Source organism: Chryseobacterium sp. UYP7 (assembly GCF_056279225.1).
The window spans coordinates 106,080-122,591 of the sequence record NZ_JBWBQW010000005.1; the positions used below are offsets into that span (position 1 = coordinate 106,080).

Consider the following 16,512-nt stretch of genomic DNA (forward strand, 5'->3'; position numbering starts at 1 on the left):
TATGCGAGCAAATTTAAACAAAATGTTTAAAATTCCGGTTGAGACCCGCAAATAATATCGATATTAAAAATATTAGCTTGATTAGTTGCAAAAATGGGTGTTTTAGTATTTTATTTTAGGGGTAAAATATGTAATTTTGCGGGCTATGAAAAGATGGTATCTCTACCCTTTTTCCCTTGGTTATCATTTCGTAACAAGTTTAAGAAACTTAATGTATGATTGGGGAATCTCTAAATCGACCACATTTAAAACACCGATCATTAACGTCGGAAATCTTTCGGTGGGCGGCAGCGGAAAATCACCAATGGTGATGTATCTCGCAGAATTTTTATCTAAAACGTATCGAACCGGCGTACTTTCCCGGGGGTACGGCAGACTCACGAAAGGTTATGGAATCACCAACTACGAAAGCAATTACAAAACGGTCGGCGACGAAGCCATGCAATTGTTTGAAAGATTCAAAAATAAATTCGTGATCGGTGTTTCGGAAGAACGGGTTCCGGGTGCGAAAAAGATGATCGACAATATGGATCTGAACGTTCTAGTTTTAGACGATGCCTTTCAACACAGAGCCATTAAACCGGGATTTAATATTTTGATGACGGATTACAATGATCCTTATTTTAAAGATTTTTTGTTGCCTGCAGGAGATCTTCGGGAAAGCAGAAGTGGTGCAAAACGCGCTCAAATTATAATGGTTTCAAAATGTCCTGATGATTTAACGGAGGAGAAAAAACAGTATTATATCTCAAGGATCAAACCGCGATATGACCAGAAAGTATTTTTTTCAAGTATTGGTTATGATGAAAATATTTATGCCCACGATCAATTTCTGCCTGATAATAATCTGAGTTATTACGATATTCTTTTAATTACAGGAATCGCAAATCCAAAACCTTTGCTCGATCACCTTTCGAAATTTTCTCAGCGAGTTAAACATTTAAAATTTAAAGACCACCATAATTTCACGGATCAGGATATAAAATATATCGTCACAGAGTATAAAAAACTTGGCGAGTACAAACTGATCCTTACCACAGAAAAGGATTATGTAAGGCTGAAAACATTTGATTATCTTCGGGAGATCGTTTATTACTGGCCGATCAACGTTCACATCGATAAAAAAGAAGAATTTAACCAAATCATTCTCAACTATGTTAGCAAAAATTAAGGAAACTGCAGAGTTCATCAGGAATATCATTCAGGAAACGCCTGATTTTGCGATCGTGTTAGGTTCCGGTTTGGGTGCGTTGAAGAATGAAGTTCAGGCGATCCATACATTACAATATCCCGAAATTCCGAACTTTCCGCAAACGACTGTTGCGGGACACGGCGGCGAGCTAATTTATGGAATTCTGGAAGGGAAGAAAGTCTTAATGATGAATGGCCGATTTCATTATTATGAGGGTCACGATATTCAAACGGTAGTTTTTCCTTTTCGTGTTTTTCACTTATTAGGAATTAAAAACCTCATCGTTTCAAATGCTTGCGGTGGCGTAAATCCTGCCTTTCAAGTTGCAGATGTAATGATCATCAACGATCACATTAACATGATGCCGGAACATCCGCTCCGTGGAAAAAATTTAGAAGAGTTCGGACCAAGATTCGTAGATATGAGCGAACCGTACAATAAAAAAATGATCGAAGTTGCGGCGAATGTTGCTAAAGATTTAGGCATTACTGCGCACCAAGGTTGTTATGTTGCTTTGCAGGGACCCACTTTTGAAACTCCGGCAGAATACGGAATGATAAAAGCAATCGGTGGAGATGCAGTAGGAATGAGCACTGTTCCGGAAGTTATTGTGGCAAAACATCAGGGAATGAAGTGTTTTGGGATTTCAATTATTACTGATGTGGGCGGACCCGATATTGCATTCACTGTTTCTCATGAAGAAGTTTTGCAGGCGGCAGATAAAGCAATGCCTAATGTTATAAAAATCGTAAAAGGTTTGGTGAAGAATTACAACGATTAATTTATCAACCTTATAAATAGAAAAACGCATCTTTTTGGGATGCGTTTTTTTTGTTTTAGAAAGTTTTACAATCTTCTAAGAAATAATTTTTATAAATTAATCTATTAAGTTTCAGATTAAAAATGAAACAAAATTAAGATTTCCTACGGAAATTAAAATGCATCAAACTTTTTTGGCATTTTGAAAATCCCCTATTTCACCTTCACATAAATGTGTCGGATATTATTCAGACCCGTTTCGCGCTCATCAATTTCAATCTTACCGATACTTCTGATTAAGGGCAGCAACTTTGCAAATCCAAAGTTTCTCGGATCAAAGTCGGGTTTCTTTTTCAGAATAAAATTACCAAGATTTCCGAGGAAAGTCCAGCCTTCTTCATCACCCAGATCGTTTATACTTTCAGTAATTAATTTAATCGTGCGCGAATCAACTTTACTTAAAGGCTCACGTTTTCTTTTCTGTTTGGCAGGTTTTTTGGCAACTGTATTTTCTAATTCTTCTGTAGTATCCGCCTCTTCGGTGCTGTTTAAGATCTCCAGATAAATAAATTTATCACAGGCAGAAATAAAAGGTTTTGGCGTTTTCTTTTCTCCAAATCCAATAACCGTCATCCCTGCTTCCCGAAGTCTGGTTGCTAATCTTGTGAAATCACTGTCGCTGGACACGATACAGAATCCGTTCACTTTTTCGGAGTACAGAATATCCATTGCATCAATAATTAATGCGCTGTCGCTGGAGTTTTTTCCGGTGGTGTAACTGTATTGTTGAATGGGAGTAATTGCATTTTCGAGCAAAACATTTTTCCAACCCGAAGCGTTAGGTTTAGTCCAGTCGGCATAAATTCTTTTAATTGTTGGTGTTCCATTTCTTGAAATTTCCTCCAACATTTCTTTTACATTTTTATAAGGAACGTTATCTGCGTCGATGAGGACGGCTAATTTATCGTCGGTCATTATTTTTCTATTAATTATTTTTATTTAAGTGGATTTGTGCTTTCCTCTTTTCTACCATCCCAAATAGATAGCACTTTTATTTGGGCATCATCGAATTCAAAAAAGAGGAGATAATTACTGATGATCTTCACATACACATTTTCAAAATTCGTTTTTCGACCAATTTTAGGATTATCAGCCAGAAGTTTTAAAGTATCGATGAACATTTTATTCAATTTCACGCTGTAGATTTTAGACTTATTTCTACTGATCCAATAGGAGAGGATTTCTTTTCTTTCAAAGTTGGCATCTTTCGTCCAATTTATTTTTCTTGTAGCCACTTTTCAATTTCTGTATTTGCTTCTTCATCAGTTGTAACAATATCATTTTGGGCTGCGGTAAGTCTTGATTTTTGTAAATCGGAAATTTGAAAAATACCTTCATCCAATTCAAAATCTAAAAGCTTCTGAATCTCCTCAATGATCCGGGTTTCTTTTAACCTCGCAATTTTATTGATTAAATCTAATTTTATTTCAGCGGTACTCATTTGATACAATTTATTTCAAATTTACAAATTCTAACTTATATCTAATACTTATTTGATATCCTATTAAACTTCCAAAGTCATTCCCTAATTTTGCGCCATGCAAATCGACCGAAAAATAATTCATGTTGATATGGATGCGTTTTACGCTTCTGTGGAGCAGCATGATTTTCCGGAGTTGAAGGGAAAACCTTTGGCAGTCGGCGGTGGAATGTATGGAGTTGTAGCTGCAGCAAGTTATGAAGCCCGAAAATTTGGAGTTCGATCTGCGATGCCAGGAAGACTGGCTTTAGAGAAATGTCCGCATTTAATTGTTGTGAAGCCGCGTTTTCATCGGTATAAAGAGATTTCACAGCAAATTCGGGCGATTTTTTACGAATTTACGGATCTGGTAGAACCCCTTTCTTTGGATGAAGCCTATCTGGATGTTACGGAGAATAAAAAGGACATGGAATCGGCGAACGATATCGCACGCGAAATCCGAAAGAGAATTTTTGAAGAAACGGGTTTAACTGCTTCCGCAGGAATTTCGATTAATAAATTTTTGGCAAAAGTCGCTTCCGATTATAATAAACCGAACGGACAAAAAACCATCCATCCAACCCAAATTCTGGATTTCATGGAAGATCTGCCCATCGAGAAATTTTACGGGATTGGAAAAGTAACGGCAAATAAAATGCACGAACTTCATATTTTTAAAGGTTCAGATTTAAAGAAAAAATCTCTCGAAGAACTGCACCGACTTTTCGGGAAATCCGGACATTACTATTACAACGTGGTTCGCGGAATTCATAACAGTGAAGTAAAATCCCACCGAATTCAAAAAAGTGTAGGCGTTGAAGAAACTTTCTGGGAGAATTTACTCGATGAAGAAGCCGTTTTTAAACAGCTGCAAATCATCAGTGAAGATCTGGAAACACGACTTTCCAACAAAGAAATAAAAGGCAAATCTTTAACGCTGAAAATTAAATATAAAGATTTTACGGTTTACACGCGCAGCCGAACACAGGAAGACTACTTTGAAAATGCAAAAAGTTTTTACGAAACAGCTCAAAAACTCTGGGAACTTCGGCCTTTTGATAAACCGGTTCGTTTGTTAGGTTTATCACTTTCAAATCTAAATACACAGGAAAAAAAACAAATTTCTGTTCAGCTAAAAATTCCATTTGAAGAATTCGAATAATCACTCTTAAGTTTTGAATTAAATAAACCCAAATAATTATTACTTTTACTTCAAAATTTATTGATGCTAGAGAATTTTGCTTTTTACCTTGGGTTGATTTTACTCATCACACTGCTTCTTATTTTAGCAAAAAAAATTCAGGTTGCGTATCCGGTTTTATTGGTCATCGCTGGTCTTGCCGTAAGTTTTATTCCTGGAGTTCCTACGATTAAAGTAGAACCAGAACTCATTTTTTTAATTTTTCTACCGCCATTATTGTACGAAGCTGCCTGGACGACTTCCTGGAAAGATTTATGGAGATGGCGACGGATCATCTTCAGTTTTGCTTTTGTAGTTGTATTTCTGACCGCATTTTCTGTGGCTATTTTTGCAAATCATTTTATCCCTGGTTTTTCTTTAGCCTTAGGATTTTTACTGGGCGGAATCGTTTCTCCACCAGATGCGGTGAGTTCCGGTGCGATCTTAAAATTTGTAAAAGTTCCGAAAAGATTTGCTTCTATTTTGGAAGGCGAAAGTTTATTGAATGATGCCTCGTCTTTGATCATCTTCCGATTTGCCATGATCGCCGCCGCGACGGGACAATTTGTTTGGCAAGAAGCAGCGGGAAGTTTTGTCTGGATGTGTATTGGTGGCGTTGGAATCGGAGTTTTGATCGGATATATCTTTTTAAAACTTCACAAAATTTTACCTACCGATGCGAACACCGATATGTTGCTCAGTTTGGTTGCTCCTTTTGCGATGTATTTATCCTCAGAAGAACTTCACGCTTCCGGAGTTTTGGCCGTGGTAAGTGGTGGATTATTTTTGTCATATAGAAACCAGGATTTTTTAACGAGCGCTTCCCGACTTCGCGCGGTGACGGTTTGGGAAAGTTTTTGCTATTTATTGAATGGGATCGTATTCATGATGATCGGTTTAGAATTGCCGGAAATCATATCTGGTTTAGGAAACACGAACATTTACACCGCGATAGGATATGGCGCAGCAGTTACTTTAGTATTAGTTGTTGTAAGAATTTTAGCCGTTTATGGCGCGGTAATTACCACGATGATCATGCGTAATTTTATTAAAGTTGCCGATCCGGAAGCTCCCAACTGGAAATCACCATTATTATTGGGATGGACTGGAATGAGAGGCGTGGTTTCTTTGGCTGCAGCACTTTCAATTCCGCTCACTTTAGATGATGGTTCTCCCTTTCCGCAGAGGAATCTTATTCTATTTATCACTTTCGTTGTGATTCTTTTAACACTGGTTGTTCAGGGACTTACGCTTCCTCTTTTGCTTAAAAGATTTCCTCCCGAAGACCGGGATTTTATTAAAACTGAAAAAGAAATTGATTATGAAATTCGAACGGAACTCGCGCAAGTTGCGATCAACAAAATCCGCAGCGATTATTCGGATAAGATCGAAAGTTTTCCGGCATTAAAAGATCAACTTGAGATCTGGGAAAAGAAACTCAACAGTTCCGAAATTATCATAAATTACGACCAATATCAAAAAATATTTTCCGACATCATCACGACACAGAAGGAATTTCTCATCGCGAAAAATAGAAAAGAACTTTTGCTCGATGACGAAATTATCAGAAAACATTTGCGCCTGCTTGATCTTCAGGAAGAGAAATTAAATATTTTAAAGTAGATTATTAACGCTGAATAAAACTCAGCCCAAAATTGTGGGATAATTTTTGCTACCAAAATTCTTTAAAAATTTATCTTATGAACGCGACCATGATTCAGTATTTCCATTGGTATTCTGAAGGAGATTCAAAATTGTACGATGAGGCAAAAAATGCTGTCCAGTATTTAAAAGATATGGGGATTTCTGCAGTCTGGTTTCCGCCCGCTTATAAAAGTGCAGGTGGCGGATATTCTGTAGGTTATGACCCTTACGATTTATTTGATCTGGGCGAATTTGACCAAAAAGGAGGCATCAATACTAAGTACGGAAGCAAAGATCAATTACTGGGAGCCTGTAAAGTTTTGCAGGAAAACGGAATCTCTGTTATCGCAGATATTGTGCTTAATCATAAAGCCGGTGGCGACGAAAGAGAAAAGTTTAGTGCGGTGAAAGTTAATCCAGAAAACCGTCAGCAAAATATTTCGGAACCTTTCGAAATTGAATCTTACACCAAATTTACGTTTCCGGGAAGAGGAGATAAATATTCAAATTTCAAGTGGAATTTTCAATGCTTCTCCGGAGTCGATTATGCGGAAGGTCAGGAAGAAGGTATTTTTCAGATCATCAATGATCACGGTGTTGGCTGGGATCAAATGATCGCGCGGGAAAAGGGCAATTACGATTTCCTCATGTACAATGATATTGAACACCGAAACCCTTTCGTTCGTGCAGAATTAAATTCGTGGGGAAAATGGTATCATGATCAGATCCATTTTGATGGTGTTCGGTTGGATGCTGTAAAACATCAGTCGCCAGATTTTTATAAGGAATGGTTGTATGACCTGCGCATTAATACAGGAAAAAACGTTTTTGCAGTTGGTGAATACTGGGCTCCGGGAGAATTACCATTATTGCAGAAATATATCGATGCTACGGAAGGTTCAATGAGCTTGTTCGATTCCTCCCTTCATCATAATTTTCACGCAGCGTCTATCGCAGGAGCAGATTATGATTTACGCACTATTTTCAATGATACTTTAACTGCAACAAATCCACTGCTATCAGTTACTTTGGTTGATAATCACGATACGCAGCCACTTCAGGATCTGGAGGCTCCCGTGGAGAAATGGTTTAAACCTTTGGCGTATGCACTCATTTTATTACGGCAAGATGGTTATCCCTGCGTATTTTATCCCGATCTTTTTGGTGCGCATTATACCGATAAAGATAAAGAGGGAAACGATCAGGAAATATTTTTAGATAAAGTAGAAAAAATAGAGGAACTTTTAAAAGCGCGTCAACTGTTTGCGTATGGAACGCAACGTGATTATTTTGAGGATCCGAATTCTTTGGGATGGATCCGCGAAGGCGACGGATACAACGAAGGTTGCGCAGTAGTTTTAAGTAATAAAGATGCCTCGGAAAAATCAATGGAAATGGGGAAACAATATGCTGGAAAAACTTTTTATGATTACCTGGGTTGGTTTCCGGAGAAAGTCATCATCGATGAAAATGGGTGGGGAATTTTCCCTGTTCCGGCCGGAAATGTTTCTGTCTGGGTTCCGGAAGGGTGATTTTGATAATTATATTGATGTTTGAAACCGCTAGTTTTTGAGTGTTTGGATTGACTTAAAATTAATTAATATAGATTGTATCAAATTAAGTCTTTAAACATTTATCATTTCATTAACACCAAATATTTTTACAACAAACTACCTTTGTTCTTTAAAAAAGAAATAATTATATGAATACATTTAACGTAAAAGCGTATGGAACTCCTTCTAAAGATGAGGATTTGAACGAGATGCAAATCGAACGAAGAGAAGTTACTCCAACCGATATCGAAATCGAAATCTTATATTGTGGCGTTTGTCACAGCGATCTTCACACCGCCAGAAATGATTGGGGCGGCAGCAAATATCCTTCAGTTCCCGGACACGAAATTGTAGGAAGAATTACCAAAGTTGGTGATGAAGTAACCAAATTTAAAGTCGGTGATCTGGCTGGAGTTGGATGTTTAGTAGACTCCTGTAAAGAATGCGAAAGCTGCAAACAGGATCTTGAACAATATTGCTTAACCGGTTTTACAGGAACTTACAACGGAGCTGACAAACATTTGCAAGGTCACACTTTCGGTGGTTATTCTGAAAAAATCGTTGTTACCGAAGCTTTTTGTTTGAAAATTCCGGAAAATTTAGACTTAAAAGCAGTTGCTCCATTATTATGTGCCGGAATTACAACCTGGTCTCCACTAAAACACTGGAATGTAAAAGAAGGAAGTAAGGTCGCAGTCGTTGGTTTAGGCGGTTTGGGTCACATGGCGATCAAGCTGGCGAAAGGTTTGGGTGCCGAAGTTACTTTGTTCTCCAGAAGTCCCGATAAAATTCAGGATGCTTTAGATTTGGGCGCAGATGCAGTCGTGATTTCTACTTATGAAAACGAAATGGAAACCGTGAAAGGAAAATTCGATCTGATTATCGATACCGTTCCCTACGATCATGATATTAATCCTTACGTTGGAACTTTGAATATTAGCGGAACTTTAGTTTTGGTAGGATACATCGGTAAAATGGAAGAAGCGCTGTTTACGCAGCCAATGGTTTCAGGAAGAAGATCTGTTGCCGGTTCATTGATTGGTGGAATTAAAGAAACTCAGGAAATGCTGGATTTCTGTGGCGAACATAATATTTTACCGGAAATCGAAATGATCAATATACAAGACATTAACGAAGCTTACGAAAGAATGTTGAAGAGTGATGTGAAATATCGTTTTGTGATCGATATGCAATCTTTGAAAAAGTAATTTTTTGAACCACAAAGTCACAAAGTTTGATGATGATTAAAGTGGAAAATTATATTTTCTAATAGCTCACAAAAATAGTTGTTCGATAATTAAAAAATCCGGTTGAAATGCTCAGCCGGATTTTTTTGTGAAATTTCACCATTTTTCATTTACGAAAAACTCCTTCCCATCGCTAAGTGAAACGCCTTTGCGCGCCTATTTATTCAGATTGATAAGACCAAAATCTTTGCGTTCCTTGCGTTAAATGAATTGTATTATTTCAAAATTTCCTTGGCAACTTTCTGCGTTCCATCTATTGGTTCTGTAATTTTTAACCCTAAAATATCCGTAACAATGGGATAAACATTTACATTCTGAAACTCGCCTATTTCTTTATTTTGTTGAAAGGCGGGACCGAAAGCCACAAATACAGCCTTCATCTCCGGCACGTCGTATGGATTGTAACCATGTTTTCCCGTGGAGGTTTTCTTACCTTTTTCTAAAAATATTTTTGAAGGTTTCGGAACGAGTAGAATCTGGCCGATTCTGTTGTAGCGATCATCACGGGAAGAAAATTTAAGTTTTCGGGGGAATCTTTTATCCAGATAAACTTTATAATCGTCGGTTTTGTTTTTCTTTAAATTCCGATAAGCAGATTTTACTTCCGTTGGATCTTTAACGATCACTCTTAATAAAGTTTGCGAATTATAGAAATCGAAACGGTTCTTATCAAAAAGCATTTCTGGAATTGCAATTGGTTTATCGGTATCAACATTGATCATTCCGTGATCTGAAACAAATATAAAGTTGACATTCTTTAATCCTAAATCTTTTACTTTTTGTACCAGATTTTCCACCGCTTTATCAACTAACTCAACCGCTTTTTCTGTTTCGTTTGCTTCCGGACCAAAACGATGGCCACTTCCATCCACTTCCGGGAAGTACAAACTGATAAAATGCGGACGGCTTTCTTCCGGCAATTTCAGCCAGTTGATCACTTTGTCTACTTTTTCATTCGGCGTGAATTTTTCCTGATAGTGATAATAATAAGTTGGACGCATTCCACCCGCGTCGCTTGCAGAACCAACCCACATCATTGCAGCAGAAAGCGTTCCTTGTTTTTCCGCCAGACTCCAAAGTGGTATTCCTCCGTACCAGCTGCCATCTTCTGCGTTATCTTTGCTGCTCATCGCGTAGAACTTCTCCTTCTTATAATCATAAAAATAATTATCGATCAACCCGTGATGCGAAGGATATAATCCAGTGATCAAGGACCAGTGATTCGGAAAGGTGATGGAGGGAAAGCTCGGGATCAGGGCTTTAGCTGAAACGCCGCTTTTTGCAAACTTTAATAAATATTCGGCATTATACTTATTGAGATAATCATATCTGAAACCATCAGCAGAAATTAAAATGACATAAGGTTTTGAAAGAGCTTCGACCGCATTTTTACGGTTTGGAACAATAACCTGTGCTGTATCAATTTGAGAAAAGCTCAATGAATAAAGCGCTAAAAACAGAAAAATCAATATTTTTTTCATAAATAAATTACGTTTTACAAATTTAAATTAAAATAGGAGAAAGGACCGTCACTTTTTAGATTTTAAAGATAAAAATCTAAAATCTTTGATCAATTCAAGCATTAAGTTTCACTTAATGAATTATTATCAATGCAATAAAATACAGAATATTCATAAATTTTGTTAATAAAATATTACATTTGCTCGGATTTCTACTTTTTATTATGAAAAAACTTCTACTTCTTTTATTTGTCTTCATTTTCATTACTTCCTATGCACAATTAGACCGCGAACACTGGTTTGCTCCGATGTTCGATGGACAGTCTAACGGTGGAGATGAGCAATTCTTGCATCTTTCTACCAATGACAGTACTCCGTTTAACGTAAAGGTCTACAACAATAATATTGTTATCGCCCAAAAAACGATCAGCAAGGGAAATCCGGGGGTCATTTCAATCCCAAGATATTACATTATTACAACGGACGAAAGTGATCTGCTTACGGTGGGAACAATGGGACTTTATGTAAAAGCCGATCGACCATGTTTTGCGAACCTGCGTTTTGGCGTAACAAATCATGCAGAAATTATAACGAGTAAAGGAACTGCGGGAATTGGAACTAAATTTTATACCGTGGTTGCACCCAACGTGCAAAATGAAGATATTCTGGGATTTGCAGCAAGTTTTATCGCTACTGAAGATAATACCAATGTAACGGTAAATAACTTCAAAAAAAATCTCTCCTTCACCGCAAGCGGAAATTTAAACAGTATTTCATTTAAATTAAATAAAGGACAATCTTACATAATCGACGGCAGATCAACTACCATCAATAATTTAAACGGTTTTATTGGAGCAACGGTAACAGCTGATAAACCTGTTTCTATGAGCAACGGAAATTTTAACGGCCAGTATGCGACGACCGATTCGGGAGGTGGTTCTGATATTTTGATGGATCAATCTGTTCCAGTAGATAAACTGGGTGATGAATTTGTAATTGTAAAAGGATATGGCGCCATTGGCAATAATATGGAAGGAGCTATTGTTGTAGCCACCGAAAAAAACACCTCTATTTATCTGAATGATTCTACTGTTCCTTTTGCGACTTTGGCTAACGAAGGTGATTATTATTATATAAATGAAGTAAATTATGTTAACCGAACGAATGGACATTATAATCTGCACATTGTCACCGATAAAAACGCTTATGTTTATCAGCTTTTAGGTGGTGTTGAAGCCGGCTCTGCACCTCTGGCTACCGGCGGAATGAATTATATTCCACCTTTAAACTGCTACTTGCCAAGAAAAATTGATGAAATTAGTTACATCAATAAAATTTCGCAAAACGATTCTGACACCCGATTTGTAACGAAATTAAACATCATCACAGAAAAAGGAGCAAAAGTATTTGTAAACGGAGCAGTTCCAAACCCTATCTATGGACCTTACGATATTTCTACAATTACAGCGAATCAAAGTTGGGTTACTTATTCTATTCCCAATGTAAAAGGAAATATTACTGTAGAATCAGATAAAGCCGTAACCGCAGGAATAGCCAGTGGAAATGCCGCTTTTGGTTACGGTGGATATTTCGCTGGATTCTCTTCTATTCCCCTCATTTTGAAAACCGAAGGTGATTGTTTACCCGGTGTTAAACTGGAAGTTACAGCTGGTTTTGATTCCTATCTCTGGCTTATAAAAGTGGGTGGAACTTATGTACCTGCATCTGGAGTAAATAATTTAAACTCTTATTCTCCTACACAGGCAGGCATTTATGCCGTAGAACTGCAACAGGGAACATGCGCAAAAATCCAGACTCAGGATTTTAAATTTTACAACTGTACCACCTATACTAATTACGATTACACAACTTGTACCTCACAAATTATCACATCCATTTTTGCCCTAAGTTCTCAGGCGGTCAACATTCCTACCATCAAAATTGATACGCCACCAACAAAAGGAACTACAGTTATAAATGCAAATGGAACCATTACCTACACCGCAAATCCTAACGCCACAGGAACAGATACTTTCAAATTTTCTTTTTGTGGAAATGGCTCCATACCAGATTGCGAAACCGTTCAGGCAACTATTAATTTAAAGCAGATCGAAAAATATGATGTCGTTTTAAACAGTTGTTCTGCTACAAGTACCGCAACTTATGATTTAACTTCAGCGGCGATTACTCCTGATACAAGCGTTACAAAAAAATATTATGCGGATGCCGCTTACACCAATCAAATTCCGGTCGGAGATTTAACCACCTATAATTCGGCGCCGGGATTGATCTACGTAAAACTCAATAACGCCTATGGATGTTTGGGAGAAGCAACCATTGAACTAAAAATAACAGCACCTCCAGTCGTAACTCCTGCCCTTTATACAAAAACCCACTGTGATGAAGATATCGATGGAATTATCGACGGAAATTACAAAGTAGATTTAACCACAATTACTCCTGCAATTGTTCAAAACCCAGCCAGTTTTACGGTAAAATATTTTACAACTGAAGCGAAAGCAATTTCTGGTTTACCCGCAGATATTCTTACAGGAAATTTTGTCTTTACAGCAAATACTTCAGTTTGGATCAGAGTAGATTCTCCTGATGTTTGTCCGCCCGTCATCAAAGAAGTTTTGCTAAATATTGGTACCAAGGTTTCTTTAATTAATACAGTTGCAACAAAAGACATCTGTGATTTAAATGAAGATAATTCCGAAGTGATAATTTTATCAGATTATCTCAGTTTGTTTACCGCAGAAACAGGAAGTTCTGCAACTTATTATAACACTATTGCAGATGCGCAGAACAATCAGAACTCGATTACAGTCAATCAAATTATCGCAGGTGACCGCACTTTTTACTACAGATTAAACGTTCCCGGATTCTGCGGCAACATTGGAACTTTAAATATTTTATTAAAAAAAGGAACACCTTCAACAATACTTCAGCCGATCTACACTGTTTGCGCGGGAAGCACCACCACGCTGAACGTTGGTTCTGGCTACAGCAATATTCTATGGAGTAATGGAGCAACCTCAACAACGATCAATGTTGGAACCGGAACTTATTATGTAGATCTAACCAATGCTTCAGGTTGTATTTACCGACAAAATGTAACTGTTGTAGATTCACCAAAACCAGTGATAAATACGCTGGCTTATAACGCAACGGTGTGCGACAGCAATTTTGATGGGAATAGTGACCCGGTAAATTTCAACACCATCACGCCAATAATTGTTACCAATTTTACTGCAAATCCAGGAATTTTTACGGTTAAATACTATCTAGATGAAGACGATAGAGATCTAGGAAACAACAATACCATTCCGAATCTAACGAATTGGACTTTTTCTACAAATACCACGGTTTACATAAGAGTAGAATCTCCGGTTTGTGCTTTCGAAAAAGGTCAAATCGATTTCAAATTCGGAAGTTCAGTGCCGTTGATCAATGCAACAATTCCGTACACTCTTTGTGATAATGACATTAATGGCACAGAAAACATTTTATTAGCAACATTCCGAACTTTATTCACTACAGATGTAACTGCGACCGTAAAATACTTTGCAACATTAGCCAATGCCCAAAACAATACAGGAGCGATCAATGCCGCTCAAACAGTTACGGGCAACACAACATTTTATTATAGATTTACAAAGTCAGACTTTTGTGACACGATAGGAACTTTCAATATTATCTTTAAAGCTTCTACTCCATCCACAATACTTCCGGCTTCGGTTCCTGTTTGTGAAGGAAGTACAACCACTTTAAACGTAGGTTCCGGTTACACGAATGTTCTTTGGAGTACCGGTTCAACTGCAACAACAATCAATGTTGGAGCAGGAACTTATTTTGTGGATTTAACCAATGCTTCAGGGTGTATTTACCGACAAAATGTAACTGTTGTTGATTCACCAAAACAGCAGTGGAATATTGCCGCTTACAATGCAACCAACTGCGATGATGATTTTGATGGCATTATTAAAGTGAAATTTTCGACTATCACTCCAGTAATTTTAGCAAACTTTTCACTGTTTACCGTAGAATATTCATTACTCGCAGATTTTTCTACCCTTTTACCAAACGACTGGACTTACTCCGCAAACACGACTGTTTATGTTAGAGCAAAATCTACAGTTTGTCCTGCAGAATTCAGAACGATCGATTTCAAAATTGGAAATTCATTCCTTTTAATTAAAGCGACCGAAACCACGACTATTTGCGATAATGATCTGAATGGTACCGAAAATATATCACTAGCAACTTTCAGAAGTCTATTTACGGCAGATGCAACGGCAACCGTAAAATATTTCGCGACTTTGCCAAATGCCCAGAATAATACAGGTTCAATTACAAATACCCAAACAATTACCGGTGACAAAACTTTTTATTACCGATTTAAAAAAGCCGGCTTCTGTGATGCTATCGGAACATTAAATATTTCCTTTAAAGTTTCTACGCCAACTGCATTGCTTGATTCGTACACCGTTTGTGCAGGAAGTTCCAAAACATTAAATGCGGAATCTACTTACACCGCTTATCTTTGGAAAAAAGGAGCTACGACCATTTCCACAACGCAGACCGCGATATTACCTGCGGGAGTTTATACGGTTTCATTCACCAATTCTTCCGGCTGTGTTTTCACAAAAAATATCACCATTCTTGAAGCGCCGAAACCGCTCTGGAAAGTGACGACATTCAACGCTACAAACTGCGACGAGAATTTTGATGGCAGTATAACGGTCAATCTCTCAGCTGTTACCCCACAAATTTTGCCCAATTTCGCATTCTTCACTGTAGAATATTTTACAGATCCTCAGTTACAGAATGCGATCCTAAATCCGAACACCTGGACTTATTCAACCAATACAACCATTTATGTAAGAGCAACTTCACCTTACTGCCCAGCGGAAACAAGATCTATTGATTTCAAATTCGGAAACAATCTTCCTTTGCTTAAAGATGAGGTAACAGCAAAAGTCTGTGATGATGATTTTGATGGAATTAAATTGGTGAACTTATCGAATTATATTTCTCAATTCACCACTGATCCTGGCGTTAGTGTTTCATACTTTGGCACTTTAGCTAATGCTCAAAATAATATAAATGCAATTTCTAATAATGCCTCGATAAACAATACTGCTATTTATTATTTAAGATTTCACAAAAATAATTTCTGCGATGTCATTGGTAAACTAATAATAAACATTCAAAAACCTAAAAAATCTGATCTTCTTGTGGATCAAAATATTTGTCCAGAAGCAACCACAATCCTCGAGGCAGGAATTGGTTTCGACGATTATGTGTGGAGTACCGGAGAAACTACCCATGACATTACTGTTCCGGTTGGTGATTACTGGGTCGATTTAACTTCCAACGGTTGTACGTACCGACAGAATGTTTCGGTGAAAGCAGTTTCGTTACCTTTAATTACGGGCGTAGAAATTCAAGGTTCAACCGTTACAGTAACAGTTACAGGCGGAAATCCTCCTTACCAATATGCATTAGATGGGAATAACTATCAAACTTCAAATGTTTTCACGAACGTTTTAGGTGGCGATCATACGGTTTATGTTATTTCTGCCGATAATTGTACACCGGTTTCTGCAGACATTAATGTGATTCAACTCTTTAATGTGATTACTCCGAATGGCGATGGTCTAAATGATGTTCTTAATTATTCGGATCTGCTGAAAAAAGAAGAACCGTTTATTCAGATCTTCGATCGCTACGGTAAAATTGTATTTACGGGTGACAATAATAATCGCTTTTCCTGGGATGGAAAATCCTTTGGCAAACTGGTATCCACCGGAAGTTACTGGTATGTGATGAAATGGAAAGAACCTGGATTTACTACGGTAACGCAATACAGCGGTTGGGTTCTGGTTAAAAATCGAGAATAAAAAGCAACAGCTTTACAAACAAAAACCTGAATTCTGTTGAAATTCAGGTTTT

11 protein-coding genes are annotated in these 16,512 nt (G+C 37.5%); 7 read left to right on the plus strand and 4 right to left on the minus strand.

The window, feature by feature from the left end; all coding sequences use genetic code 11:
• Positions 1 to 145: 145 nt before the first annotated feature.
• Together lpxK and ACZ9HT_RS11435 are read left to right on the plus strand one after the other, a co-directional pair.
• Complete coding sequence (gene lpxK, locus ACZ9HT_RS11430) at positions 146 to 1,171, plus strand: tetraacyldisaccharide 4'-kinase (RefSeq protein WP_476040621.1); 1,026 nt, start codon at positions 146 to 148, stop codon at positions 1,169 to 1,171.
• A complete protein-coding gene (locus ACZ9HT_RS11435; protein ID WP_476040622.1) occupies positions 1,155 to 1,973 on the plus strand; it encodes a purine-nucleoside phosphorylase in 819 nt (272 codons plus the stop codon). The genes lpxK and ACZ9HT_RS11435 overlap by 17 nt, the downstream gene beginning before the upstream one ends.
• A gap of 191 nt (positions 1,974 to 2,164) precedes the next feature.
• On the opposite strand, the gene ACZ9HT_RS11440 is transcribed toward ACZ9HT_RS11435, so the two are convergent.
• From ACZ9HT_RS11440 to ACZ9HT_RS11450, 3 genes are read right to left on the minus strand one after another with little or no spacing between them, the layout of a single operon-like run.
• Positions 2,165 to 2,926 (minus strand): NYN domain-containing protein, encoded by a 762-nt coding sequence (locus tag ACZ9HT_RS11440; protein WP_476040623.1) that lies wholly within the window; start codon positions 2,924 to 2,926, stop codon positions 2,165 to 2,167.
• Between the two features lie 20 nt (positions 2,927 to 2,946).
• On the minus strand, positions 2,947 to 3,246 hold the full coding sequence (locus ACZ9HT_RS11445) for a type II toxin-antitoxin system RelE/ParE family toxin (protein WP_476040624.1): 300 nt from the start codon (positions 3,244 to 3,246) through the stop codon (positions 2,947 to 2,949).
• Entirely contained in the window at positions 3,228 to 3,452 is a 225-nt protein-coding gene (locus ACZ9HT_RS11450; RefSeq protein ID WP_476040625.1) for a hypothetical protein, read from the minus strand. Before ACZ9HT_RS11450 ends, ACZ9HT_RS11445 begins: the two co-directional genes overlap by 19 nt.
• 97 nt (positions 3,453 to 3,549) lie before the next feature.
• Here ACZ9HT_RS11450 and dinB point away from each other — a divergent pair, with 97 nt between their 5' ends.
• From dinB to ACZ9HT_RS11470, 4 genes are all read left to right on the plus strand, one after another.
• Positions 3,550 to 4,632, plus strand: coding sequence for a DNA polymerase IV (dinB, locus tag ACZ9HT_RS11455; protein WP_476040626.1), 1,083 nt, complete (start codon positions 3,550 to 3,552; stop codon positions 4,630 to 4,632).
• A 63-nt stretch (positions 4,633 to 4,695) separates the two neighbouring features.
• Positions 4,696 to 6,273, plus strand: a complete 1,578-nt coding sequence (locus ACZ9HT_RS11460; protein WP_476040627.1) for a Na+/H+ antiporter — start codon at positions 4,696 to 4,698, stop codon at positions 6,271 to 6,273.
• A 77-nt stretch (positions 6,274 to 6,350) separates the two neighbouring features.
• Positions 6,351 to 7,826: an alpha-amylase gene (locus ACZ9HT_RS11465; RefSeq protein ID WP_476040628.1), complete on the plus strand. Its 1,476-nt coding sequence runs from the start codon at positions 6,351 to 6,353 to the stop codon at positions 7,824 to 7,826.
• A gap of 170 nt (positions 7,827 to 7,996) precedes the next feature.
• Positions 7,997 to 9,055 carry an NAD(P)-dependent alcohol dehydrogenase gene (locus ACZ9HT_RS11470; RefSeq protein ID WP_476040629.1) on the plus strand — a complete coding sequence of 353 codons (1,059 nt, stop codon included), beginning with the start codon at positions 7,997 to 7,999 and terminating at the stop codon, positions 9,053 to 9,055.
• Positions 9,056 to 9,309: 254 nt separating this feature from the next.
• Here the strand turns inward: ACZ9HT_RS11470 and ACZ9HT_RS11475 are convergent, their stop codons facing one another.
• Positions 9,310 to 10,575 carry an alkaline phosphatase family protein gene (locus ACZ9HT_RS11475; RefSeq protein ID WP_476040630.1) on the minus strand — a complete coding sequence of 422 codons (1,266 nt, stop codon included), beginning with the start codon at positions 10,573 to 10,575 and terminating at the stop codon, positions 9,310 to 9,312.
• Between the two features lie 203 nt (positions 10,576 to 10,778).
• On the opposite strand from ACZ9HT_RS11475, the gene ACZ9HT_RS11480 reads away from it, so the two are divergent.
• A complete protein-coding gene (locus tag ACZ9HT_RS11480) occupies positions 10,779 to 16,460 on the plus strand; it encodes a T9SS type B sorting domain-containing protein (RefSeq protein ID WP_476040631.1) in 5,682 nt (1,893 codons plus the stop codon).
• Positions 16,461 to 16,512 lie beyond the last annotated feature (52 nt).